Origin of the sequence: Vibrio sp. Hep-1b-8, from assembly GCF_006124995.1 — a bacterium.
Classification (GTDB): domain Bacteria; phylum Pseudomonadota; class Gammaproteobacteria; order Enterobacterales; family Vibrionaceae; genus Vibrio.
On record NZ_QEWN01000143.1, the window covers coordinates 1 to 26,776 of the forward strand.

A 26,776-nucleotide genomic window follows, 5' to 3' on the forward strand; every position below is an offset into this window, starting at 1 on the left:
CAAAAAAGCGAGCTCTAATGCTCGCTTTTTTGTTTTCGCTAATAGTAACGTTCACATCCATGATGAAGCTGAGGCTCATCAATCAAATCCTCAACATCAACTTCAAACTTTTGATGTGAGCTTCGATCTTCGATCACGACCGCATGCGTACTTTCATCCGTCTCGACCACGACTCCAACTCCCTGACGGCATTCAACTAGCATGCCCTTTTCTAGCTCCCTAATATCCATCTTTTTTCTCCTCTGCTACTCAGTAAGTACAGCAGGAAAAACAAAAGGATCAAAAAAGCCGACTCGAAAGTCGGCTTTATCATTATTCAAATTGGATTACTTGTTTACAAAGTCAACACCCGTTTGGATGTCGCCGTTAAGTGTTTCAAGCATGCCATCTAGTGCAGATTTCTCGAAGTCACTCAACTCACCGTAGCTTAGTACTTCTTCTACACCGTCTTTGCCTAGTTTCACTGGCTGTGCGAAGAATGGTGCGTGCTCGCCATCACCTTCAACGTATGCGTACTCAACAACTTCTTCACCTTGAAGTGCTTTAACAAGAGCAAGACCAAAACGACATGCCGCTTGACCCATAGATAGAGTCGCACTACCGCCACCCGCTTTAGCTTCAACAACTTCAGTACCCGCGTTTTGGATACGCTTAGTCAGAGCTTCAACTTCTTCAGCCGTAAACTCAACACCCTCAACTTGAGACAGTAGAGGAAGAATCGTAACACCTGAGTGACCACCGATAACGGGTACACGTACTTGGCCTGGATCTTTGTCTTTCAGCTCAGCAACAAACGTTTCTGAACGAATTACGTCAAGCGTAGTTACACCGAAAAGACGACGCTTGTCGTAAACACCAGCTTGCTTAAGAACTTCAGCTGCAATTGGCACAGTGGTATTTACAGGGTTAGTAATGATACCAACCATTGCTTTTGGACATACATCTGCGATGCGTTGAGCAAGAGACTTCACGATGCCCGCGTTTACGTTAAATAGATCCGCACGGTCCATACCAGGCTTACGTGCCACACCCGCAGAGATCAGTACAACGTCGGCACCTTCGAGTGCAGGCGTTGGATCTTCACCAGCATAACCTTTGATTGATACTGGTGTTGGGATGTGGCTTAGATCTGCTGCAACACCCGGAGTCACAGGCGCAATATCATACAGAGCGAGATCTGTACCAGCAGGAAGGCGGTTTTTAAGTAGAAGGGCTAGGGCTTGACCGATGCCACCAGCGGCACCAATAACAGCTACTTTCATCGTAGTTCTCCTTGAGAAGATTCTCTTATATATGTTTTGTAGGGCGATTTAAAATCAGCTGCGTTCAAGCTAAACCAATCACAACCTGATTACAATCAATTAACGTCAGCTTTGCGACCTTGCGCAATGCGACTAAAGCGTGCTACACACATTGCGGCTATTATGATCTGCTTTACCTTTGATGACAAAGATTTAAGAGGCATTGCTACGGAAAATAACCTTGAAGTTTACAGTGATATGCTAGACAGAAATTGGGCTTGAAGTTGGCACTATGTGCATAGCTATGCGAGAATATTCACTTGCTTTTTATATTCACCAACATAGAAAGAGAACCATGCGCCATTCAGAAAAACAAGATAACCTCGTTCGCGCTTTCAAAGCCCTGCTAAAAGAAGAACGTTTTGGCTCCCAAGGCGACATTGTGGAAGCTCTTAAAAACGAAGGGTTTGAGAATATCAACCAGTCAAAAGTATCACGCATGCTGACTAAGTTCGGTGCTGTACGTACTCGCAATGCAAAAATGGAAATGGTTTACTGCCTTCCAGCCGAGCTTGGTGTGCCTACAGTTTCAAGCTCTTTGCGTGAGCTGGTTTTAGATATCGACCACAACAATGCACTCGTTGTGATTCACACAGGCCCGGGGGCCGCTCAGTTAATTGCTCGCTTACTCGATTCACTGGGCAAATCAGAAGGCATTTTAGGTGTTGTCGCTGGGGACGATACCATCTTCATTACGCCAACGTTATCAATTAGTACAGAGCAACTCTTTGCCTCTGTGTGCGATCTGTTTGAATACACAGGCTAGTTTCATATAAAACAGCAAAATATAAATCGCGCCGCCAATTTAGCGGCGTGATTTAGATCACATCTTAAATAAATCATACTTTGGTTTAGGCCGGAGTATAACTCGATGATTTTAAAAGATTTTAATCTCGAAATATTCACTAAACACTGTTAGAACAACTAGACATATTGTCTATATTCTTTAACAATCGTGTAATTATGTGCCAATTTTTTGATATTATTCAGCCGCTTTTTCAACATACGGATTGGAAAAGGTGCCGTTTCCGTTTATAGGAAACTCCCACAGCAACTACAATTGCTTAGGGTTAATAATGAATAAAGGAAGGGAAATTCATGGCATTGAACAAACTTATTAAAGTTGGTGCGATTGCAGCTGCTGTTATGGGCGCTGGCGCAGTTAACGCTCAAGAGTTCATCACTATTGGTACTGGCTCTGTAACGGGTGTTTACTACCCAACTGGTGGTGCTATCTGTAAGCTAGTCAACAAAGGCCGTAAAGAACACAACATCCGTTGTTCTGTAGAATCAACTGGTGGTTCTATTTACAACGTAAACACTATGCGTGCTGGTGAACTAGACTTCGGTATCGTTCAGTCTGACTGGCAGTACCATGGCTACAACGGTACAAGTAAGTTTGCTGAGCAAGGCCCGTACAAAGAGCTACGTGCTGTATTCTCTCTACACACAGAACCATTCAACATCATCGCTCGTAGCGATGCTGGTATTGAAAATGTTACTGACCTTAAAGGTAAGCGTGTAAACATTGGTAACCCAGGCTCTGGTGACCGCGCAACTATGGGCGTGGTTATGGAAGCAATGGATTGGACTAACGAAGACTTCAAACTGGCTTCTGAACTTAAAGGTTCTGAGCGTTCCCAAGCTCTTTGTGACAACAAGATCGACGCGTTCGTATACGTAGTTGGTCACCCAAATGGATCTATCAAAGAAGCAACAACTTCATGTGATGCGAAACTCATTTCAGCAACTGGTGCGAAGATCGATGAAATCGTTGCAAACAACCCTTACTATGCATACAGCACAGTTCCTGCTGGCATGTACCGTGGTACAGACAAAGACGTAAACAGCTTTGGTGTTGCAGCAACTATGGTTACTTCAACAGCAGTTTCAGATGAAGTGGCTTACAACGTTGCAAAATCTGTATTCGAAAACTTCGACACGTTCAAACGTCTACACCCTGCGTTTGCTAACCTGAAGAAAGAAGACATGGTTCAAGCTGGTCTTTCTATCCCTCTACACCCAGGTGCAGAGAAGTACTACAAAGAGATCGGCCTACTTAAGTAAGCACTCTTTGATGGCCAAGGGGGCCCATGCCTCCTTGGTTAATACTCGAACTAGTCTCAGCACTAGACTCTATCTTTGAGTTTCACCATCTTGAAACTCTGCCCCGTTTTATACCTAAGAAACCAAACTACTGAGCAATATTTCATCTTTTCACTACAATGAAAGATGCTAAATAAAGGTTCTCATAATCATAAATATACGGACCATTTATAATAAGGATTAAGTACATGTCGAAGACAACAACTCCGTCTCAAGATGTGCAAGAAATGGTAGCTCAATCCGATACTGGTGCGCGTGCTCCTGCTGGACTGTCAGGTCGCATCCTATGGTTTGTGCCGCTATGTTGGTCACTGTTCCAACTTTGGTACGCATCCCCTCTGCCGTTCATTTTCGATTTTGGCGTACTCAACGATACTGAAGCACGATCTATCCATTTGATGTTCGCTGTTTTCCTTGCGTTTACAGCCTACCCAGCAATGAAGAATTCGCCGCGTGACCGCATTCCTGTCGTCGACTGGTTACTCGCGTTGGCTGGTAGTTTCTCAGCTGCCTACATCTATATTTTCTATACTGAGCTCGCTAACCGCTCAGGTGCGCCAACGACATTTGATATTGTCATCGCAGTGTCTGGTATGCTGCTACTGCTAGAAGCAACCCGTCGCGCGCTTGGTCCACCACTGATGGTAGTAGCAGCCGTATTCCTGCTCTACACCTTTGGCGGCCCTCACATGCCGGACGTTATTGCTCACAAAGGTGCTAGCCTTAACAAAGCAATGTCACACCTATGGTTAACGACGGAAGGTGTATTCGGTGTCGCACTGGGTGTTTCAACCTCATTCGTATTCCTGTTTGTACTGTTTGGCGCGATGCTAGAACGTGCAGGTGCCGGTGCATACTTTATTAAAGTGGCCTTCTCTCTGCTTGGTCATATGAAAGGCGGTCCGGCTAAAGCAGCAGTCGTCGCTTCAGGTCTGTCTGGTCTGGTATCTGGTTCATCCATTGCCAACGTAGTAACAACTGGTACTTTCACTATTCCTTTGATGAAGCGCGTGGGCTTCCCAGGCACTAAAGCAGGCGCTGTTGAAGTAGCGGCTTCAACCAACGGTCAGCTGACACCACCGATCATGGGTGCGGCTGCGTTTCTAATGGTTGAGTATGTGGGCATTTCGTATGTTGAAGTGATTAAAGCAGCCATTCTTCCTGCTCTGATCTCATACATTGCTCTAATTTACATTGTTCACCTTGAAGCTTGTAAAGCGGGCATGACTGGTCTGCCTCGTCGTCATACGACTAAATTTATTAATAGCCTACTTTCTTTTACTGGCACCATCTTAGGTCTTTGTGTGATCAGTGGGGCTGTCTATTACGGTGTTGGCTGGACTAAAGATGTATTTGGTGATGCCGCAACACCAATTGTCACTGTTGCACTTCTGATTGCTTATGTGGCTTTAGTGAAGATATCTGCAAGTTATGCGAAAGAAGGGGCGATCGAGATTGATGCTGAACTAACGGAAGTTCCAGATCCAGGGCCTACCATCAAATCAGGTTTGCACTACCTACTTCCTATCGTTGTATTAGTTTGGTGTTTAACCGTTGAGCGTTTCTCTCCGGGTCTATCGGCGTTTTGGGCGACGGTATTTATGATCTTTATCTTGATCACTCAACGTCCGCTAATCGCCGTATTATCGAAAGAGGGCGACGTGGCTGAGCAGACTAAAGTCGGTTTTATTGATCTTGCCGAAAGTCTGGTCTCAGGTGCACGTAACATGATCGGTATCGGTGTCGCGACAGCGGCAGCGGGTACCGTTGTTGGCGTCGTAACACTGACGGGGATCGGTCTGGTAATGACTGACTTTGTCGAGTTTATCTCTGGCGGCAATATCATCATGATGCTGGTGTTCACCGCAGTGATCAGCTTGATCTTAGGTATGGGTCTACCAACAACAGCAAACTACATTGTTGTTTCAACTCTGATGGCTCCCGTGATCGTGACGTTAGGCGCTCAAAGTGGCTTCATCATTCCACTGATTGCTGTCCATCTATTTGTGTTCTACTTCGGTATTCTGGCAGATGATACTCCACCAGTGGGCTTAGCGGCTTTCGCTGCTGCTGCAATAGCAAAGTCAGACCCGATTCGAACCGGTATCCAAGGTTTCACCTACGATATTCGTACAGCAATCTTACCATTTATGTTCATCTTCAATACCCAGCTATTATTGATGGGAATTGATAGTTGGTGGCATTTATTGCTTACGATCATATCGTCTGTGATAGCAATGCTGATATTCTCAGCGGCAACACAAGGCTGGTGGTTTACCAAGAACAAATGGTGGGAGACTGTGCTGCTGCTTTTCCTAACCTTTACTTTCTTCCGTCCGGGTTATTGGTGGGATCAGATTTACCCAGCTAAAGAACTTTACCCAGGTACTGAAATTTCTCAAATTACCGAGCAGTTGAATGTTGGCGAAAGTATTGAACTGATCGTATCGGGTGAAAACCTTGAGGGTGATTTCATTTCGAAAACGGTACGTCTTCCATTTGAAGATAATGCCACCACCGCCGATGAGAGAATCAGTTCGATGGGCTTGATGCTCAACAACACCGACAGCCGCATGGTTGTTGATATGGTTGAGTTTGGTAGCCCTGCTGAAGCGGCTGGGATCGATTTCGACTGGGAGATAACTTCGGTTGTCGTGGCCGCTGATCGACCAATGAAAGAGTGGGTGTTCGTACCTGCACTGATCCTCTTAATTGGTCTTGCATTAAACCAAAAACGACGAGCTCGAAAGGAACAGCTGAGCGCGTAACAATGAAGAGAATCAATAATGTATAAGCAAATTCTTGTTCCTGTCGATCTGAACGACAAAGGCTTTTCCGATAAAGCTGTCGAGCTTGCTATTTGGCACGCAAAACACTCAAATGCGGTGGTTCACCTTTTGAATGTATTGCCTGGTATTCACATGTCAATGGTGGCTAGCTACTTCCCTAAAGATGCTGCACTAAAAATGAAAGCCGACGTTGAAAATCAGCTCAAAAAGTTCGCGGTAGAGCACATCTCTGAAGATATCGTCTACAAAGTCCATGTTGCGGAAGGTAAGCCTTACTCAACCATTCTTGATTTCGCAGAGAAACTTGGTGCCGATCTTATCGTCATGCCAAGCCACAAACGCTCGAAGATCGACAAAGTCGTACTTGGCTCTGTCGCAAGTAAAGTGGTTCAAAACTCCCCGATCAATGTATTGGTAGTAAAACCACAAGGCTAACAACCTTGGCTATGTGTTTCAAAAGGGTGCCGTATTGGCACCCTTTTTTAATAGGTTTTTCCTATTAAATATATCGGAACAAGTCAATTTAATTAATGAGAATAGTTATCAATAATAGCTCCATCGACAACAACATCGAGCTATCAAGATGAAAAAGACACTAACATTCGCATCTCTTCACTTTACGATTGCATTTACAGTGGCATACCTGCTGACAGGTGATCTGATCATCGGTAGCCTGATCGCGATGATCGAGCCTTCAGTAAACACTGTCGCTTTCTATTTTCACGAGCAGATCTGGACAAAAAGCCAGTTACTGAAATCTTTTGCGCGCTCAGCAAAAATCAAGACAACCAGTTTTGCAGTTGTGCATTTTAGTGCCGCATTTGGTGTGGTGTATGTAATGACTGGGGATGCATTTGTTGGAGGTATCATGGCCTCAATAGAGCCAACCATTAATACCTTCGCTTACTACTTCCATGAGAAGGTGTGGCAGCGCAAACAGGAAGCTACCCTTAACTGGCATTGCAGTCACGCCTAAAGCGGATAGTGGGATACACACATCTCTTTACTCAGCCCAACGTGAAAGCGTTGGGTTTGGCCGTCTAGCGTCACCTCGAGCAAATAAAGATCCTCAAGTTTTGGAGCAACGCTATCGGCATAAATAGGGGCTTCAATTTGAAACAGTGCGCTCGCATGGTTATCACGCACGTCAATGGGCAGGTTATACGTCATGCCGTTAAACTTCACCGATGCGGATACTAAGCCAGGCAAATAGGTTTTGTAGTGCAGATCAACCAAAAACTCACAACCTCCTCCGTGATGCCAAATCTGTTCAGTGGTCACATGTTCCAAACGGACATTGCGAATGAACTGCAAATACGGTTCCTTCCAGATGCCAATGCGTTCATCAAATTTGTGTGTGTCAATGACCCCTAAATGGCAAAGATCATTGCTGCCTTCTTCATCGAGTAACCAATCGTCTTCGTCTTGAAGAAACAGAATTTCAAAACGGTTACGACCCATTTGCAGATAAGGACGAATATCTTTTTTGTAGACTGGCTGAGATTTATCACAATCGAAGACTGCAACACCATTGAGGCGCACTTCAGCGTGATAATCAACACCTGCTATGATCAAGTCTACCGATGGGAAGTTCAGCATTGTTTCATCAACTTCAATATCGTGCATCAAGTGCCATTCCTGCTCCGCAATGTCTTCTTCCGATAAGGTGTTAGGTAAAACCTGACTTAAAGGGGCTGGAAACGTGATGTCATCTTGTGGAATAGATAAATCAGTCAGTGGGGAAACTTGCCAAAGGCCTGCAAGGGAGAGTTTCATCGGTGCAAATATTGTCCTAGATCAAAGTTGCCTGATTATAATGCGAATCAACAGGCAAAAGATACTCAGCCTTTGAGACAAAACAAAAATACCAGCCTAGTGGCTGGTATTTAAATTCGGTGCGATGTCAGAGATTACTCTTCGTCGTCGTCATCTTCATCAGGGTAAAGTGCGTCTTCACCTTCATAGTAAGTCCCCCAACCATCGTAGATGATGTCGTACTTCTCAGCGAGATGAACCAGTTTTTCAACTTGCGCGTCTATAGCTTCAGCATTTAACGCTGATTCCATTGTCGCATCGCAGCATAGTAGCTTGTTGCCATCTTCGTCTTCTGTTTCTTCTGCTTCAAGCACTTCAAAACCCATTTTGAACGCTTCAACAACAGCTTTTTCTAGGGTGTTGAAGTCTTCAGCAAATAGGTGGTGCTCAATTTCATACAGAGCATCTGGATCACTGCCATCTTCTAGCAGGGCTTGGATGATTCCGCGAGTCTCTTCCTTTTGAATCTCAATTAATTCTTCGACAGATAGATATTCATCTTCGTGAGACATATTTCGTGCTCCAGATAGTGACAAAGTTGATCGTAATTAACAGCGACGAAATATCGCATGGATCCGAAAAAATTACTACCCGGAATATGGCAGGATCCAGATCTTTCTGCTGTCAGCACATCGGGTTCAAGTAAGATCGACCTCACAAGATTGCAAATTAACAATTTTTTATCACTTAGTTGATTCAGAATTATCTATCTGTCGACGACTAAACTCAGCATTAAGTCCTTTATGCGTTTTTATGACCCCTTGCTGCATATCCACACTCCTATCCAGTTTGCATAAAAACATAGCCAATCAGATCCCATTTACGGAAATGTGAATAGCTATGCTTTGCAGGTCAAATAATCCGCATTTATACCAACTGAGGATAACGCATAGCAACGCACTCTTTCTGCCTCCTACTCCAACCCTAACAACAAATTAAAACGCCAAAATTAAATGCAAACACAATATAAAAACCTAACAAATAAGTTTTACCAGGCATTTTAGACCAATTTCATAACTTGCATGTTTATAACAAACTTGTCATAAATACGCTCTGAAATTAAATGTAAGGATACAAAATGAGTAAGTTGTACGTAGGCTCAGAAGTTGGTCAATTAAGACGAGTACTGTTAAACCGTCCGGAACGAGCACTCACACACCTCACCCCATCAAACTGTCATGAACTACTATTTGATGACGTTCTCGCTGTAGAAGCAGCAGGGGAAGAGCATGATAAATTTGCCCAAACGCTAACCTCTCAGGGAGTAGAAGTTCTACTACTACACGACTTACTTGTAGAAACCCTAGCTGTAGAAGAAGCTAAGATCTGGTTACTTAACACTCAAATTTCTGATTTCCGTTACGGTCCGACTTTTGCCAAGGACTTACGCAACTATCTTTCAGATATGGACAACGATCACTTAGCAACAGTACTGCTAGGTGGCTTAGCTTATTCAGAGCTTCCTATCCAGTCAGCCTCTATGCTGCCGCGTATGCATCGTCCGCTGGACTTTGTGATCGAACCTCTGCCAAACCACCTATTTACTCGTGATACCTCATGCTGGGTTTACGGTGGCGTTTCTCTTAACCCAATGATGAAACCAGCACGCCAACGTGAAACTAACCATTTGCGCGCGATTTATCGCTGGCACCCTGTGTTCGCAGGTCAGGACTTCATTAAATACTTTGGCGATGAAGATCTTCACTACGACAACGCGAACATTGAAGGTGGTGACGTTCTGGTTATTGGTAAAGGTGCGGTTCTGATTGGTATGTCTGAGCGAACGACTGCACAGGGCGTTGAAAACCTCGCAGCGAACCTGTTTAAGCATGGTCAGGCAAAAGAAGTGATCGCGATTGAACTGCCTAAGCACCGCTCTTGTATGCACCTTGATACAGTCATGACGCATATGGATATCGATACCTTCTCAGTCTACCCAGAGATCATGCGTAAGGATCTCAATACTTGGCGCCTGACACCAAAAGATCACGGTGATATGAAGGTCGAAAAAGTGCCAAGCTTTATCCACGCTATTGAACAAGCTCTTGGGCTCGATTACCTGAAAATCATCACTACTGGTGGTGACAGTTACGAAGCGGAGCGTGAGCAGTGGAATGATGCCAACAACGTACTGACGGTCAAACCAGGGGTTGTGATCGGCTACGAACGCAATGTTTACACCAATGAGAAGTACGACAAAGCAGGCATCGAAGTTCTGACTATTCCGGGCAACGAGCTTGGTCGCGGACGTGGTGGTGCGCGTTGTATGAGTTGCCCTATCGAGCGTGACGGGATCTAGTTCCGAGTTCCGAGTTCCGAGTTCCGAGTTCCGAGTTCCGAGTTCCGAGTTCCGAGTTCCGAGTTCCGAGTTCCGAGTTCCGAAAATTTAAAGGGTTGACACAAAGTGTCAACCCTTTACTTTTACATTCAGGCAATTAACTCCTAAAAAAATATCACTGCCTTCAATTTTTGTCTCACTTACCACCGCTACCTCTAGAAGGACGAAGTCCGCTCTAGGTACTCGAAGCAATGCGTACTCGATTTCTACTCCGTACCACCCACTGTAATTGAATCCAATTTCAATGTTGGCTGGCCAACACCGACAGGTACGCTTTGACCAGCTTTACCACAGATACCTACACCTCGGTCGATACTTAGGTCATTACCGACCATAGAGACTTGTTGCATCGCTTCGATACCTGAGCCGATAAGTGTCGCGCCTTTTACTGGACGAGTAATCTTACCGTCTTCAATCAAGTAGGCTTCTGAAGCAGAGAAAACAAACTTACCAGACGTGATATCGACCTGACCACCGCCAAAGTTCGGTGCGTAAAGACCTTTCTTAACCGTTGAGATAATCTCTTCCGGAGTATGCTGACCCGGCAGCATGTAAGTGTTGGTCATACGCGGCATTGGTAGGTGAGCGTACGATTCACGACGGCCATTACCGGTAGGATTCACCCCCATCAGACGCGCGTTAAGCTTGTCCTGCATATAGCCTTTTAGTACGCCATTTTCAATCAGTGTGTTGTATTGACCATTCACGCCTTCATCATCAACATTCAAAGAGCCACGTAAGTCTTTTAATGTGCCATCATCAACGATCGTACAAAGGTTTGATGTCACCTTTTCACCAATCTTGCCACTAAAGACCGAAGATTCTTTACGGTTGAAGTCACCTTCTAAACCATGCCCTACCGCTTCATGGAGCAACACACCCGGCCAACCAGAGCCGAGCACAACTGGCATTGTTCCTGCTGGAGCTGCATCGGCTTCTAGATTAACGAGAGCCATGCGAATCGCTTCATCAGCATACTGATAAGCGACTTTTGCACCGTCAGTTTCAGTGAGGAAGAAGTCGTAGCCAAAACGACCACCACCGCCAGAGCTACCACGCTCGCGACGGTCACCTTTTTGGGCCAGAACGCTAATAGATAAACGTACAAGCGGACGAATATCCCCTGCATAAGTGCCATCGGTTGCCGCCACCAGCATCTGCTCATGAACACCGCTGAGGCTCACAGAAACCTCTTTGATTAACGGTTCCTTAGTTCGAATATAAGCATCCAGCTCTTTCAACAACTGCGTTTTCTGCTCTTTTTCCCAACTTTCCAGTGGGTTTACAGCCGCATAATAATCTTGATTATCACTGCACGTAAATGCTTGTACACGGCCGCTCTGTCCTTGCTGAGCAATTCCGCGAGCAGCGATTGCACTCTGCTTAAGACCTTCCAAGTGAATTTGGTCAGAGTACGCAAAACCTGTCTTTTCTCCAGTTACTGCACGAACGCCGACACCACGGTCAATATTGAACGAGCCATCTTTAATAATGCTATCTTCAAGAACAAGCGATTCATGCCAACTCGATTGAAAATAGATATCGGCATAATCAATTTGGCGAGTTGCTATGCTCGACAATGTATCAGCAATATCTTGTTCGCTGAGCCCGGCGGTCTTTAACAACGCGTCTTCTACGTGATTTATGGTCATACTTTGCTCTTAATGTTGTAACTGATTGCTGAATCGAGCATGCTGAGCTACTGGCATCGCTGCTCTTAATTCTTCTACTTGAGTTAGGTCGATATCGACCAATAAATTATCGGCTTGATCAGAAAGGCTACTCATAACCTCTCCCCAAGGTGAAATAACCATCGAGTGGCCCCAAGTTTCACGTCCACACGGGTGTGTTCCGACTTGATTTACTGCGACTAGCCAAGATTGGGTTTCAATAGCACGTGCTCGTAGCAATATTTCCCAGTGTGCTTTCCCTGTTACTGCAGTAAAAGCCGCAGGAACAAAAATAAGGTTAGCTCCAGATCTAGCCAGTTCGCTGTATAAGGTTGGAAAACGAACATCATAGCAGATAGTCAACCCTAGGTGGGCAAACGGTGCTTGATAGGAGACAATTCGTTCTCCCGGCGTGAAGGTTTCTGACTCGCGGTAACGCTTGTGTCCATCGGCGACATCTACATCAAACATGTGTAGTTTGTCATAATCAGCAACTCGTATTCCGTTTGGATCAAACAGTAATGAGGTTGTTGTAACCCCCACATCACGCTTGATTGGCATGCTTCCAATCAACAGCCAAACGTTATTGTCACGCGCTAACTGAGCAAGGAAGTGCTGGATAGTTCCTTCCCCTAATGGCTCCGCATGTTGGTGGTAGTCACTACGGCTACCAAACACCAGAGCGTTTTCCGGAGTGACTATCAATTTAGCCCCTGCACGCGCCAACTCACCCACCTGTTGTTGAATATAGGCCATATTCTGCTGTGGGTTAGGCCCTGATGTCATTTGAATGAGTCCGACTCGTTCCATGAGCAAAAATCCTTACTTGATCGCTTCTCTTAGCGTTTCAGGGAGTTTAAATTCCCCTTTACTACGTGACAATTCTTTAACTATAGGGGCGTCTAACGGGCCTTTTACCTCATAGTTAACCTGAGTAAATACTTCGACCACAGGAGAGATAACTGTCGTAATCGCCAAGACATAAAGTGCTGTTTGCGGTGTGACCGCGAAGGCAGTTAACACCGGAATACCGGAGGTAATGTCAGGAGTGAAATTCACCTCAGCATCCACGGTTCTAGTATTGAGGTTAGCGAGGCCTTTAATCGTCATCTCACCCGCTACCGCATCCATCTTGATATCGTTTGTTAAGAACACACCGTTACGGATAGAACCACTGCCCGTGATGGAGTTAAATGCCATACCTTTGTCAAAAACATCACTAAAGTCGAGCTGCATTTTACGAATGATCGAATCAAGACTGAACAAGCCCAATAAACGCGCGGCACCACTGACATCGGAAATCGTGCCTTTACCCAGTTTGGTGTTAACTTCACCTTTGAGGGTATCAATTTTACCTGACCAAGGAGAACCATCCCACTCGACCTTAGCATTGAGCTCAAACGGTGCCTTTTGGATGCCTGAAGAGATACCAAATCGCTCCATAACATCACTGTTGTTTTCACCAGACATCGACACATCGAAACGAGTATGGCTTAGGGTATCGTTCAACTGCCACCATCCTTTCATGTCGACCTTATTGCTGCCGCTTTCGAAAGTCAGCTTCTTCCACTCCAACTTCTCGCCCTGTCGCTGCAAATCGAGGTGAGTCTTACCGACTTTATACCCTTGGAGCCAAAAATCATTGATGGCGAGAGTGATATTCGGTACTTGCTGGTGGAAGGTTCGATCAAAATGGCTGATCAACGGCGCTTGCTGAGCGTCACTGTCAAACATGGTTTTATCTTTGTACTCGGCAGAATCCAATTTAGGAACGTAAACATGCAGACGCTGGAGTGAAACCGATAAGTCATACGGCTCAAGATAAGATGCTTCACCTTTTGCCTCCTGACTATCTAAACTCATGTACCAACCAAGCCCTTTTCTCTTCGCCGAGAAATCGACATCGTTCCACTCAATACCCGCTAAAGTCAGCTCCTTGGCATCAATATCAATTCTAGCGGGTAGGGGAATTTGGGGCGTATTCATCTGTGCCAACACGGCTTCTGAAGGCCCTTGCTCACTCGCCAGTCGATCAATCCATTGGTCGAGATCTAGCTTGTTAAGCCTGATCTGAGCCTGATGTCCAGCAACCGGACTAATTTTGAAGCTACCTTTGCCTAAAACAAGATTCGTATCGGTCAACACAGGCGTGTCTGGTCGAATATCAATTTCGGCTTGATATTTAAAGTTTGGCAATTGTACACGAGCCGTAATGCTTTCTTGGTTACCCGACGCTTGTAGTCGTCCTTTGCCTGCCATTCCGCTTGCTTTCGCTAAAGGCGCGGGAAAATGACTGGTAATCGATTTTAGATCGGCTTCAGTATCTATCTGATAAGTGAAACCAATGTCATTAAGCTGAATGTCGATATCCATCTGCCAAGGCGCATGACCTTCCAGAGGATCAAGCCAGCGGTTGCCAAGATAAGGAGTCAGAGGTTCTACATCCCAGTCACCAACCACATTAATCGCTACACCATACCCTTGAGCAATGTTCTCCCCACGAAAATCAATTGAAACGGGCTGAGTGAGTATATCGGCGGATAAACCAGCAGCACTGACAACATCGTTGTCAAATTCTACCCTTCCCGAAACCGCTTCTAATGTCATCGGTGGTGATTCAATGGTGACGTAATTTTCGGCAAGCTCGGCGTATCCCCAAGCTCTTGCTTCCTTATCGGCACTAAACGGGATATTAAGCTGGAAACTGGATTCCACTTTGCCATCAACCTGAATCGCTGTTAACGCTGCGCCAACTGAATCCACTAGCGGAGATGCCGTCATATAATCTCTGACCGCATTCCCTTGTGCGATAGCCTGTGCTTCGATCTCTATATGCCCACCTTCGGCTAATTCTGGAATACGACCAGTAATGCGTTTGGCCGTCACATCCATCAGGGTTGCACTTCGTGAATCTAGGTACATTGCGTCGTTTTGAAACAACAGATCAAGCTGAAGATCGGTAATTGGTGGCCACGCCGTATCAAAACTGAATTTTGCTTGTTTGAGTCCTACCCAAGCCTGAAACATACCGTCATTATTTTTATACGGGAAGTCAGCAAGCTCCCCATACCATAGCAACTTCGCCGCATTGACTTTACCACCTTGGATGGCGGTGCTGAGATAGTCTGTAAGTTCATATCCCAATGCTAATGTAGGCAAATAACGCCAGGTTTCACCCGCATTGAAAAGATTGGCCTCAGCATAGAAGGAAAGAAACGGGCTTTTGTTATCTGGAAAATCAAGACGAAACGCGCCAAGAACTTGTAAATCAGGCGTCGCCGCAGTGACTTTATCTGCCCATAGACGCCACCCCGTGTCGTCTTTTTGCCATACAATATCAACCTGTCCTTGCTTGATATTTAACGGGGCTTGAAACACTTCACCATAAGGTAAAACATCGTCGATTAAGTTAACGCTCGCCTTAGCTTGAGTTGGGGTACCAGAAATCGATGCCGACAGATGGTGAATACCCGGCAGCAACTCCCATTGTGACATGGTGCCTTGAGATAGCTGTGCCGAATACTTCAGCGAATCTATTGATTCCCCCATAGACACTCGCACATCTTCAATTAAACCACCCAAAGATAACTTCTGAAGTAACTCTGTGGTGGTTTTAGAGTCCGGCGCGAGTTTAACTAATGGGGTAATAGCCGAAATATCCAGTTGAGATACGTTCAATCGCCACTGATCAGGTTGCCAGTCAAAGGCTGCATCAAGCACAGGCCACTGCTTGTCATCTGTACTCAGATTGAGTGAGTGAGCATTAACTTGCCAACCATCTGACTTAGGTTCTAACTCAAGAACTCCAGATTCAATCCACAGCTCATGCCGTTGCCCTTCCTTCCAACTTAATTCAGAAGATTCCAGTTCAACATAGGCATTGAGTGGTTGGCTTCGTTCCAACGTTAACCAGCTACTAAAACTCAGTTGGCCTTTTTCAATACCCGTTTCAGTCTTAAGATACTTTGTTAACCAAGGCGTCACTAAGACGTTTTGAGCAGATACATAGAACTCACCACTCACATCAATCAGCGAGCCAAAATCAACAAAATCGGCTCTAACTTGCGCAGAATTGAGTTCACTATTAGCCAAACTGATTTCGCCATCCGCTAAGTGCTGACGGCCACTGTTTTGCCATTTCAGTTTAGCGATCGCTAGCGTGCGAGGCGTTCCATCAATACCGAGAAAATCAATTTTCGATTGAGTTAGAGAGAAACTGTCGAGCTGGCGTAGAAGGAGTTTGTCTAGCTGCTCCAATACCCCTTTCTGCTCGCCTTGAGGCTTCAATTCCGGCGATTGCTCAGTATTCGCCCACTCAACCGATGTGATATCAAGATTAAGTTGATAGATTTTGAGCTCAGCAACGACTGGCTCTCTCTGAATCAGTGACTGGAATAGATCCAGTTCAACTTCAACAGTATCTGCTGAAAAATGAATACCACTGCTCTCAGGCGTATTGGCCTTGACCCCTTTCAGGGATATCGAAGGGTGCGAGTTTCGCCAAAAACCATGTAAATCAGACACTTCGAAATCAAGTCCTGAGCCCTGATTGATCCAAGCCTGAATTTGCGGTTGGAAATGGTTGAGTTGAGGTAAGGTTATACGCAGCACTGTAACGGTAATCGCTAAAAACACTAATACCGTTACAGTGAACCAAAGCAATATTCTAAGCAGGCGAGTGGTAGTTGAGCTCACAAACAACCTTTACATCATTACGACATCGAATTGTTCTTGAATGTACAAAGGTTCTGCCTGAATTTTTACTTCTTTACCAATAAAGACTTCAAGCTCTGCCAATGCGTGAGACTCATCACCATGTAAGGTATCTGCAACGGCTGGGGATGCGTAGACAACAAACTTATCCGCATCGTAAGCACGATTGACGCGAGTAATTTCACGTAGGATCTCATAACATACAGACTCAACAGTTTTAACGCTGCCACGACCTTCACACGTAGGGCACGAAGAACACAAGATGTGCTCAATGCTTTCGCGAGTACGCTTACGGGTCATTTCAACCAATCCAAGCTGAGTAAAACCATTGATATTGGTTTTGACACGATCTTTGTTTAGCGCGGCTTCCAAAGATGTAAGAACACGGTTGCGATGCTCATCTGACGCCATATCGATGAAATCGATAATAATAATCCCGCCAAGATTACGTAATCTAAGTTGACGCGCAATCGCCTGAGTCGCTTCGATATTGGTGTTGAAAATCGTCTCTTCGAGATTGCGTCGCCCAACGAACGCACCCGTGTTGATATCCACCGTTGTCATGGCTTCAGTTTGATCAATGATCAGATAACCACCTGATTTTAAATCCACTTTACGCTCAAGAGAGCGTTGAATTTCATTCTCGGTGTCATACATATCAAAGATGGGTTTGTCGCCTTCGTACAGCTCTAGCTTTTCGGTTAATTCAGGGACATATTCCGAAGTGAACTCTTTGAGATTCTCGAATTCTATACGGGAGTCGACCAAGATTTTGTTAAGCTCAGTGCCGACAAAATCACGTAAGATACGTTGAGAAAGACCAAGTTCGCCATAGAGCGTCGAACGTGTTTTGTACTTACTGCGACGTTCCATGACTTTTGACCATAGACGCTTCAGGAAAGCTGCATCTTGGGAGAGCTCTTTTTCATCCGCACCTTCAGCCGCCGTACGAATGATAAAACCGCCGTTTTCATCACAGTAGTGACCGACCACTTTTTTCAGTCGATTGCGTTCTTCTTCACTCTCAATTCGCTGCGATACTCCAACATGGCTCGCCCCAGGCATAAAGACTAGGTAACGCGACGGCAGAGTAATGTCGGTCGTTAGGCGAGCACCTTTTGTCCCGAGAGGATCTTTTACCACTTGAACGACAATGTCCTGACCTTGGCGTACCAATTCAGAAATATCACGAACCTGAAACTGCTGCTTCTCATTTTCAGCAACGCACTCAGTATGTGGTACGATATCCGAAGCATGAAGAAAGGCCGCTTTCTCTAAGCCGATATCAACAAATGCAGCCTGCATGCCCGGTAGGACTCGGCTCACTTTGCCTTTATAGATGTTTCCGACAATTCCGCGTTTTGCTTCACGTTCAACATGGATTTCTTGTAGGGTTCCCCCTTCAATCATGGCCACTCGAGTTTCACTCGGGGTCACGTTGATAAGCAACTCTGCACTCATGAGCGCACCTCAAAATAAATTATAAAAATTTTTGCAAGAGCTGGTCGGTTTCATAAAGAGGCAGGCCCACCACCGCGTAGTAACTTCCTTCTATACGCGTTACAAATCGCCCACCAATTCCTTGAATACCATAACTACCAGCTTTATCGCACGGTTCACCCGTTTGCCAATATTGTTCTATTTCTTGTTCTGACAGGGTTTTAAACCATACGTCTGTAGAGACCACTACAGTTTCTTGAATCTCTTGTGTTGCGACAGTCACCGCTGTCATCACCTGATGCGCTCGTCCAGAAAGCATCAATAACATTTGTTTAGCATGCGCCAAGTCATGCGGCTTTTCCAATACCATATCGTCACAAACAACGATGGTATCAGAGCCAATCACCACTGATTCTGGTTCAAGCTTAGCCGCAGCCATAGCCTTATCTTTAGACAGCCGCGCGACGTATTGCTGTGCACTTTCTCCTGTCTTAAGACACTCTTCTACGTCGGTAACAACAACAGAAAATGAGTAGCCTAACTGTGCAAGCAGCTCTTTGCGTCTCGGCGAGCCTGAGGCCAAAATCAGTGATGTATTCATTTATTATCGTATATGCCAATGGCGTCTAACGCGACGCATTAAGAGGAACATCCATGGCCAGAGTATGCAGTTAATCAAACCACTCCAAAGAGAAACGGGATTAAACGTTACATCCTGAATCAAATACTCACCACAGAAGATCAGTACATCTAAGACCATCGACATAATGCCAATTAAAATGGCTTGCTGCCAAAGAGCCATGTTGCGAATCACAAGGAAGTTCAACGCCACCAGATAGACCACGATAGAGATCATCATACCGCGAATTCCTAGCGTTGAGCCGAGCAACAAGTCCCATAGAAGACCCAAAATCAGAGCACTGCCGACATTCACTCTATGAGGCAGAGCCAAAACCCAATAGCAAGCTACTAACAGCAACCAAGATGGGCGTAGTAGGTCAAGCATACCAGGCCAAGGAATGGTCTGGAGCGTCAATGCGATTAAGAAAGAGCAAGCAATGACAAGCTTACCTTTTAGAACACTATTCGCCATTGGTATTACTCCTCCAAATTCTCAGGCAGTACTTGTTGGATCTTCTCCTGACGAGAATCATTCGGCCATATCAATAGCAAGTAACGTAAGCGTTCAAAGTCGACCACAGGCTCCGCTTCAATCACAGCAAATTCACGAGCAGTATCTCGCTCAACCTCGGCAACATGTGCCACAGGGAAGCCTTCTGGATAAATGCCACCTAAACCCGATGTCACTAATAGATCACCCTCTTCAATATCTAAACTGATTGGGATGTGATCGAGATTGATACGATCTGACTTACCATTGCCCGAGGCGATAACTCGAATATCATTGCGAATCACTTGCACAGGAATGGCGCTAAGGCTATCAGTCAACAGCAACACTCGGCTGTTGTGAGCCGACACGAAGGTGACTTGACCTACGATGCCTTTTTCATTAGCGACTGGTTGTCCGACATAAACACCGTCAATCTGACCTTTATCTATCACCACTTGATGACGATATGGCGAGGTATCAACCGCCATGACTTCGGTCACCACTTTGCGTTCATCTCGAATAAATGATGAACCCAGTAGCTTTCGTAATCGCTGGTTTTCTTCACGATACTGATCAAGCAGCAGTAGATCGTTTTTAAGGCGTAACACCTCGCGCTTAAGCGTACGAGTGCTTTCCATATAATCTTGACGGATGTTAAAACGCTCATAAGCGCCATCAAACATTACGCGAGGAACATCCGCTAAATATTGGATTGGGGCTACTACACTATTGAGCAGATAACGTACGTGGGCAAATGCGCCTAAACGACTATCAGCCAGCATTAGGCTGGCTGATAGAATGACGGCAAAAAACAGACGTAGCTGAAGTGAAGGTCCCCGGCCAAAAATAGGCTTCATAGAATATGAGATCCTTATCTTGCCAATCTTGGCGTAACGCCAAGATCAATCAATTATTCTTCGCTAAACAGATCGCCGCCGTGCATATCGATCATTTCAAGAGCTTTACCACCACCACGCGCAACACACGTTAGTGGATCTTCTGCGATAACAACAGGGATACCTGTTTCTTCAGTCAGAAGACGATCAAGATCTTTAAGTAACGCACCACCGCCCGTTAGTACCATACCGTTTTCTGAGATATCAGAAGCAAGCTCTGGTGGACATTGCTCAAGTGCAACCATTACTGCAGAAACAATACCTGTTAGTGGCTCTTGAAGTGCTTCAAGAATCTCATTGGAGTTTAGGCTAAAGCTACGCGGCACACCCTCTGCTAGGTTACGACCACGAACTTCGATCTCTTCAACCTCATCACCTGGATAAGCAGAACCGATTTCATGTTTGATCTTCTCTGCGGTTGCTTCACCAATCAAGCTACCGTAGTTACGACGCACATAGTTGATGATCGCTTCATCGAAACGGTCACCACCAATACGCACTGACGAAGAGTAAACCACGCCATTTAGTGAGATAACCGCAACTTCCGTCGTACCACCACCGATATCGACCACCATTGAACCCGTTGGCTCAGAAACGCGTAGACCTGCACCAATCGCTGCTGCCATAGGTTCGTCAATTAGATAAACTTCTCGAGCACCTGCACCTAGCGCAGATTCACGGATTGCACGACGCTCTACTTGAGTTGAGCCACAAGGGACACAAACAAGTACACGTGGGCTTGGTTTTAGTACGCTATTGTCATGCACTTGTTTAATAAAGTGCTGAAGCATTTTTTCTGTCACGTAGAAATCAGCGATAACGCCATCTTTCATTGGACGGATTGCAGAGATGTTACCTGGAGTACGGCCTAGCATCTGCTTTGCGGCGTGTCCGACAGCAGCGACACTTTTGCCCGCACGGTTGCGGTCTTGACGAATTGCAACGACAGAAGGCTCGTCTAGGACGATGCCCTGTCCTTTAACGTAGATAAGAGTGTTGGCAGTACCTAAATCGATAGATAGGTCATTTGAAAATATGCCACGAAGTTTTTTGAACATATTCTTCGCTCGTCCTGAAAGAATTATAAGATAGAAAATTGCACTAAATGTACCAATGCCTTGCCGCTACAGCAAGGCATTGAAGTGTAAACATGGGCTGAAACACGCAATTTCTAACAGATTCCTAACGATGGGCAAAAAAAACACAGAAATTACTGCCCAGTTAAGCCCGGTTCACCTCTGAAGATCACCCGATCATTTCCTCGATAAATTCCGAACGTCACTACCGAAGAAGGATCCTCCTCACCATTTATTTCTGCCCGATTGGCATCTTGCCAACGAAAACGCAACCAAGGTAGCTGATTGCTGGCATTGTCCAGCTCTAACCATACCTGCGTCTGCTGGCGAACATCTGAGGCATGAGTGGCAGTTATGGTTCGAGATTGGCCACCGGCTATTTGACCACCATCACCTAAGGTAACCTCAAAAGCGGTTTGATTAGGCTCAACCCAGATATTGCGATTCTCGTCTGCATCGTTACTGCCATCCACCTCTGTGGAGCTATCTTCGGTGTTGGTAATAAAGCGACTGCCATCCCAGAACTCCACGCGCAGTGGAATTGGCAGTTCAGAGCTAACCGTTCCACCAACACTATCCAGCTCTATTCGTCCAAAACGAATATCCGGTTGCAGTGTCAGCACGCGAGGATCATCTTCACCTTCTGCTGGTGTTGGATAATCGACAGGATCTCTATTTGATACTCCGGTGTCAGTTATCGAGATATTTGATGCAGTGCCAGTTGCACCATTAAATGGACCATCTTGGTAGCCATCTGCCGCTGGCGCCTTTTCCCAGCACAGTTCACTTTCGCAATCAGTCGAAGGTGCAGCATCGTCCAATGTGAAAGTACCAATACTACGTTGTGATGTGAGTGCCCACTGTTTGCTCGGTGTGGGCGAGTTAAATCGCTCGGTAAAATCTGGCTCGAACAGAACAAAGCCCGCCGTTAAATCAGAATCAAAGCTAGCATAGTTTTGCACTGCCTGTTCCTGAGCGTTTAACGCTTCGACATCAAAGGACACACCGTTAAACGGCTGATTCATATAGGCGAAAGACTGGTTGCCTGGGTAATCCCAACTAGGGGTATTGACGACATTGAAGAACTTAGGATAAAAACGACCGATTTCCAGCTGATCAGCATCAAGATCCATCGTTAGGTAAGTTGCCCCTGTCGTAAACTGGACAGTACCAACCTCATTCCAATTGTGAGTCAGTTGTCTCGTTAGGTTACTACTATCGAAAGCGGGAATTGTACTGGGTGTGACTATACCGCTGACTGCCGATGCCGTCGGGTAGATGGCACGATAAGTCACATTAAGTGGACCATTATCCAAGCCATAATTGCCTGTCTGAGGGTAGTCGCATTGCTCAGACGCACTGCCTCTAGCGTCAACATGCACAATGGGAACATAGCTCACAGTAAAATCATCACCAGACGCCATAAAACCGGGACTGCCTGTTGTGGTTGCTGGGTTGAGGTTTGAGCTATTATTCACCTCAGCCACATTACACATTGCGATTTTCCATGGTCGCGAGTAGACATCAAACTGGCCTTGTAATGCACCGCCTTCTACGGGGCAACGGCCATCATCACAGACAAAGCTGTTATCGGTCATCGTCACTCGAATATGACCAGACTCTTTAAAGGTAAAATCAGCGTTACGATTCGAGTCTGTTAGTTGGGCACTAAAAGTGAAATCATTCGTATCAACCGAGGCGGAAGAGGGTCTTTGGTAGGAAAAACTCGCCGTAGGGCTTCCGGTATAACCTAATGTGATCAACTGGCCACTATTACTACACGCTTTTACATCGACACTCGCCTGATTGTTCTGACCCGCAATCACATACTGATCTGCGACCTCAAATTTATACGGCACATACTTGATCTGATCCGTATCTTCAAACGTCTGCCCCTCTGTCGTGAGGCTCGCTTTCAGATCATAGTCTCCGACAGTGGAGGTTGGTAAGGTGGTTACTCGATATTGAGCAATACCATTTGCTTCAGCAATAAAATTAATGCTCAGGTTATTGCCATTTTCCTGAATTAAAGACGGTTGATAACCTGAAAGATAATTGCCATCGCTATCCAAAACATGGACCTCAACAATCTGGTCATCCCCAATCTCGCAGGTTAGATGATAGTTGTAGGGTTTGATGACGATTTGTGAGACCTCCACTGCAGGTTCACTGCAGCTCATTGGATAAATTTTGTTATTGGCTCCACTGATAGCAATACTATGCGCTGTTATGCCCCCTCGAATCTCGTTATTGCTACCATTGATAATAAAACCACTAGAGTCGATTGTTGCATCTGGATCGATATAGAAAAAAGCGTTCAGCTGATAATTGCCATTTTCACCAAATGACGGAATTTTTACCGCTGAATCTTTACCATGACCAATTAGGAGCAGATTGTAACTATCTCCACCCTGATTAATTTTAACGCCCGGCTTTTCAAAATAGATTTTTTTGTAATGAACTACGCTCTCAGCAATTACTTCAAGCTGCGCATCTTCTTCTGCAAACTTAAGCTCATTAAACCAGTACTCGCCTCCGCTCAAAACAAGCTTAGCGTTTTCTTTAATAATAATATCTTTGTAATAACCACTCGATAATGAACACTCATCGTTAGTTTCACAGGTAAGGTCATTATTGCCTGCTGAATAGTCCCCCGTAGGGACGGGTAGGGTCTTATATGTTTTGGATGAATCATACGTACAAACCGCAACTGATCCATTTGGATATTCACATAAATCATTAAGCTGGGTAACCGATAAGAAAGAGAATTGTGGATCATTACTGGTTGGGTAGATCCGAGTTCCAACAAATGGAGTAACCAGTAGTGAACCACTCGGAGCGGGAGTCGACGAATAGAAATTACTTTGTAAGCCTTCCGGTACGTAATCACATATATCAATTTCTACTGGTGGAGGGTTCACTCCTTCAGCACACTCAACATCACTCACACCATCAGAAGGAACCGGGGTGTGGCTACCATTCTCAAGGGTTTCTTTTTTGGTTTCGATAAACCGCCAGCCATTACCGTCATTACGATAATAAGTGAGTTCGCTTTGCTTATCTGAACTGTCATAATCACTAACAATCCTTATCTGATAAGTTTCACCAGTAACAAGATCTTGCTCATTGAATATGTACCTGTTGGAGGCCTCTTCGTCCTGCGTGTACCATATTGTGTAGCCATGGCTTCCTTGCTTAAGGAAAAAGCTCTGTTTATCATTAGAAGCAACCACAGTAGAAGATACTGTAAAGTCTTTATTTCCCTGATATTTACATGCAGCGTAAGAGATACCAGAAAACAACATCAGCATAATACTTGCAAGTAACAGTTGAACTACTCTCATCATCACTCCCTAACCCATACCTGCTGGCTACGCTGCATTTGATTTATCCCTGTTCCACAATTTGCTACTGAGGTCACCACATACATTTGAGTTCCATCCGCAAGTTGTCCACCTCTTGCCTGACAACTTACCTCAACACTCTGGCAACTGACCGTGGTTTGAAGATTTATCGCCGTCCCATCTATCGCTGCACATTGATTGGCCACTGAATCTGCGCCTGCAATATCATAAATCTCTTTTAGCGCCCACTCGTTGCCAGAGTGCGCTAACAGCGCTGCCTGCATCCCTATCACATCCTTCGAGTGACTATCACTATTTGACCAGCTAATACGGCTAAGGCTTGTTGCCAGAAACCCCATCACAACAAGCACAAAAATAATCACTATATATAAACTGCCTTGCTGTTTTTTACGGAACATTTAGCACCTGTATCTGCTGCTGAAAGTTACTCGCTTCGTCTCCCTGCGCATTGTTAAACGTGATATCAACATCAACAATGCCATTGGTCTGAACGGTTGCAGGAATGTAATCGAGCGTTCCATCTACGTCGGTGTCTGATAAGGGTAAATCATTATTACCATTCACCGCTCTGCGCAGTTGACCACCAGCCAAACAGTAATCGACGCGACCATTAGGATTATAGATGTAATGACGATTCGACACTGAATTGCCAACTAAAGAAGACGCGGCATCTGGAATTAAAAAGGTATCGTTGCTGCTAGTGACATTGTTCAGTGGAAACACATTGTTCGTCGGATTTGCTTCGGTAGGATTAATGACTAGAGTCAGTTGGCCCAGATCGTCCGCAGTGACGCCTTGCTGACCGATAACAAACTGAATATCGTCCCCTGAAACCGCATAATAACCCGAGTCCAGAATCGGAAAAAAAGAGATACAACTAGTGGACTGTGCGATTACGCTGTTGCTACTAAGCATATTAGGCACCGCATGGCGAATCTCGCGCGACATTTTCTCCAATATAAATTTCGCCTGAGTTTGCAATCGCTGACGTTCGACCGTATCCGAATAGCCTCTCGCACCCAGCTCAACAAAGCCAGCAATACCCAGCACCAGAATCGCGCCAACAATTAGGGTGATCACCATTTCAATTAACGTGAAACCTTTGGCTTTCATCAATAGTTACCTCGATAAGCATCCAAGGTCACTGGAGTCTGGTCGGCGGCAGAAATCACTAGATTAATTCTCTTTAAACTGGTTCCATCTGCATAAGTCACCTCAATATCCAAACGGAAATTACGGTAGCTGGAATCTCCTAGTAACAAATCTAAATCACGACATCCGTTGGCAGGTTGTTTCTGCCAACAACCAATAAAGTCATCGACATCGTTATATAACTGTGGACGAATGGCGTCAGCATCAACGCCCGCATCTTCCTCTGCACCAAAGTCGTCCTCTGCGGTACAACTGACAACCGGCTGGCCAACAATGACTTCATCACAGCGAGCAAAGCCACCGCTCAAATCGCTGTTTTCATCGAAACCACGCGCCAAAATTGAGGACATAACACTTTGTCCCAACGCCGCCGCTCTAGTTTGGTAGTAAGGGGCTGCTGAACGCGTTATTTGTGGCACGAGAAAACTGGTGATAGTCACCATAGCCAGCCCCATCACCACAATCACAATGATGCTCTCGATTAAGGTAAAGCCAAGTTTACGCTTCATTAGCACCCCCGTGGCGAAACGTAACCAATGGCATTTATTTCCACCCCTGCACAAGTGCCATCTGTAGAACGCATTTCAATCAGGACAGGAGCAACAACATCACTCGGGCTCCCCAACAGATCAAAATTGACTAGATCGCCAACATTAGAGCTAAAAGTAACGTCTTCAATCACCACCCAATCACTGCGACTTTGATTTTGAGCTGCACAGGCAGCTTGAGAGCCAATACAGTCGTTCAATAAGCGTAAGGAAAAGTTGCTATTGCCAACCACAGCATCAATATCGATATTCGATTGCATGCGGTTAACCTGAACCTGACGAATAACCGAAATTACCTGCTCTTGAGCAACAAAGGGAGAGAAGCCAGAGGTACCGGAGTAGCGGCTAACGGCATATAGGGAGACAATCGCAATCAACAGGATAACGACAATTAACTCGACTAATGTAAAACCAGCGAACTTCGACTTAACCATGCCTAGTACCGTGAAAGTGTCA

23 protein-coding genes are annotated in these 26,776 nt (G+C 45.4%); 6 read left to right on the forward strand and 17 right to left on the reverse strand.

Features of this window, described 5'->3' with window-relative positions; all coding sequences use genetic code 11:
* Positions 1–38: 38 nt before the first annotated feature.
* Together DA100_RS20375 and mdh are read right to left on the reverse strand one after the other, a co-directional pair.
* Positions 39–230, reverse strand: a complete 192-nt coding sequence (locus DA100_RS20375; protein ID WP_138971929.1) for a hypothetical protein — start codon at positions 228–230, stop codon at positions 39–41.
* Positions 231–326: 96 nt separating this feature from the next.
* Positions 327–1,262, reverse strand: coding sequence for a malate dehydrogenase (mdh, locus tag DA100_RS20380; protein WP_138973808.1), 936 nt, complete (start codon positions 1,260–1,262; stop codon positions 327–329).
* Between the two features lie 334 nt (positions 1,263–1,596).
* Between mdh and argR the strand changes: the two genes are divergently transcribed.
* The 5 genes from argR (at position 1,597) to DA100_RS20405 (ending at position 7,172) form a co-directional block, all read left to right on the forward strand.
* Positions 1,597–2,067, forward strand: a complete 471-nt coding sequence (gene argR, locus DA100_RS20385; protein ID WP_138973809.1) for a transcriptional regulator ArgR — start codon at positions 1,597–1,599, stop codon at positions 2,065–2,067.
* Between the two features lie 332 nt (positions 2,068–2,399).
* On the forward strand, positions 2,400–3,368 hold the full coding sequence (locus DA100_RS20390) for a TAXI family TRAP transporter solute-binding subunit (RefSeq protein WP_138973810.1): 969 nt from the start codon (positions 2,400–2,402) through the stop codon (positions 3,366–3,368).
* 227 nt (positions 3,369–3,595) lie between these two features.
* Complete coding sequence (locus tag DA100_RS20395) at positions 3,596–6,175, forward strand: TRAP transporter permease (RefSeq protein ID WP_138973811.1); 2,580 nt, start codon at positions 3,596–3,598, stop codon at positions 6,173–6,175.
* Between the two features lie 18 nt (positions 6,176–6,193).
* Positions 6,194–6,631 carry a universal stress protein gene (locus tag DA100_RS20400; RefSeq protein ID WP_138973812.1) on the forward strand — a complete coding sequence of 146 codons (438 nt, stop codon included), beginning with the start codon at positions 6,194–6,196 and terminating at the stop codon, positions 6,629–6,631.
* Between the two features lie 148 nt (positions 6,632–6,779).
* Entirely contained in the window at positions 6,780–7,172 is a 393-nt protein-coding gene (locus DA100_RS20405; RefSeq protein ID WP_138973813.1) for a DUF2061 domain-containing protein, read from the forward strand.
* On the opposite strand, the gene DA100_RS20410 is transcribed toward DA100_RS20405, so the two are convergent.
* Both DA100_RS20410 and rraB read right to left on the reverse strand, forming a co-directional pair.
* Complete coding sequence (locus tag DA100_RS20410) at positions 7,169–7,972, reverse strand: hypothetical protein (RefSeq protein WP_138973814.1); 804 nt, start codon at positions 7,970–7,972, stop codon at positions 7,169–7,171. The two genes, DA100_RS20405 and DA100_RS20410, sit on opposite strands and share 4 nt — an antisense overlap.
* Positions 7,973–8,106: 134 nt before the next feature.
* A complete protein-coding gene (gene rraB, locus DA100_RS20415; protein WP_138973815.1) occupies positions 8,107–8,523 on the reverse strand; it encodes a ribonuclease E inhibitor RraB in 417 nt (138 codons plus the stop codon).
* Positions 8,524–9,089: 566 nt separating this feature from the next.
* On the opposite strand from rraB, the gene arcA reads away from it, so the two are divergent.
* Positions 9,090–10,310: an arginine deiminase gene (gene arcA, locus DA100_RS20420; protein ID WP_138973816.1), complete on the forward strand. Its 1,221-nt coding sequence runs from the start codon at positions 9,090–9,092 to the stop codon at positions 10,308–10,310.
* Between the two features lie 245 nt (positions 10,311–10,555).
* On the opposite strand, the gene tldD is transcribed toward arcA, so the two are convergent.
* From tldD to DA100_RS20485, 13 genes are all read right to left on the reverse strand, one after another.
* Entirely contained in the window at positions 10,556–12,001 is a 1,446-nt protein-coding gene (gene tldD / locus DA100_RS20425) for a metalloprotease TldD (protein WP_138973817.1), read from the reverse strand.
* Between the two features lie 9 nt (positions 12,002–12,010).
* Positions 12,011–12,829, reverse strand: a complete 819-nt coding sequence (locus DA100_RS20430) for a carbon-nitrogen hydrolase family protein (RefSeq protein ID WP_138973818.1) — start codon at positions 12,827–12,829, stop codon at positions 12,011–12,013.
* 12 nt (positions 12,830–12,841) lie between these two features.
* Positions 12,842–16,714 (reverse strand): YhdP family protein, encoded by a 3,873-nt coding sequence (locus DA100_RS20435; RefSeq protein WP_138973819.1) that lies wholly within the window; start codon positions 16,712–16,714, stop codon positions 12,842–12,844.
* Between the two features lie 9 nt (positions 16,715–16,723).
* Entirely contained in the window at positions 16,724–18,193 is a 1,470-nt protein-coding gene (gene rng / locus DA100_RS20440; protein ID WP_138973820.1) for a ribonuclease G, read from the reverse strand.
* 19 nt (positions 18,194–18,212) lie between these two features.
* Positions 18,213–18,773: a Maf family protein gene (locus tag DA100_RS20445; protein ID WP_138973821.1), complete on the reverse strand. Its 561-nt coding sequence runs from the start codon at positions 18,771–18,773 to the stop codon at positions 18,213–18,215.
* Positions 18,774–18,776: 3 nt separating this feature from the next.
* On the reverse strand, positions 18,777–19,265 hold the full coding sequence (gene mreD / locus DA100_RS20450) for a rod shape-determining protein MreD (protein WP_138973822.1): 489 nt from the start codon (positions 19,263–19,265) through the stop codon (positions 18,777–18,779).
* 5 nt (positions 19,266–19,270) lie between these two features.
* Entirely contained in the window at positions 19,271–20,140 is an 870-nt protein-coding gene (gene mreC, locus DA100_RS20455; RefSeq protein WP_138973823.1) for a rod shape-determining protein MreC, read from the reverse strand.
* 53 nt (positions 20,141–20,193) lie between these two features.
* Positions 20,194–21,237, reverse strand: coding sequence for a rod shape-determining protein (locus tag DA100_RS20460; RefSeq protein ID WP_004747218.1), 1,044 nt, complete (start codon positions 21,235–21,237; stop codon positions 20,194–20,196).
* A gap of 152 nt (positions 21,238–21,389) precedes the next feature.
* Positions 21,390–24,602 (reverse strand): DUF6701 domain-containing protein, encoded by a 3,213-nt coding sequence (locus DA100_RS20465; protein WP_240800980.1) that lies wholly within the window; start codon positions 24,600–24,602, stop codon positions 21,390–21,392.
* Positions 24,602–25,018 (reverse strand): MSHA biogenesis protein MshP, encoded by a 417-nt coding sequence (locus tag DA100_RS20470; RefSeq protein ID WP_138973825.1) that lies wholly within the window; start codon positions 25,016–25,018, stop codon positions 24,602–24,604. Before DA100_RS20470 ends, DA100_RS20465 begins: the two co-directional genes overlap by 1 nt.
* Positions 25,008–25,733: a prepilin-type N-terminal cleavage/methylation domain-containing protein gene (locus DA100_RS20475; protein ID WP_138973826.1), complete on the reverse strand. Its 726-nt coding sequence runs from the start codon at positions 25,731–25,733 to the stop codon at positions 25,008–25,010. The genes DA100_RS20470 and DA100_RS20475 overlap by 11 nt, the downstream gene beginning before the upstream one ends.
* Positions 25,733–26,281, reverse strand: coding sequence for a prepilin-type N-terminal cleavage/methylation domain-containing protein (locus DA100_RS20480; RefSeq protein ID WP_138973827.1), 549 nt, complete (start codon positions 26,279–26,281; stop codon positions 25,733–25,735). The genes DA100_RS20475 and DA100_RS20480 overlap by 1 nt, the downstream gene beginning before the upstream one ends.
* Complete coding sequence (locus DA100_RS20485) at positions 26,281–26,754, reverse strand: type II secretion system protein (RefSeq protein WP_138973828.1); 474 nt, start codon at positions 26,752–26,754, stop codon at positions 26,281–26,283. The genes DA100_RS20480 and DA100_RS20485 overlap by 1 nt, the downstream gene beginning before the upstream one ends.
* Between the last annotated feature and the right edge of the window lie 22 nt (positions 26,755–26,776).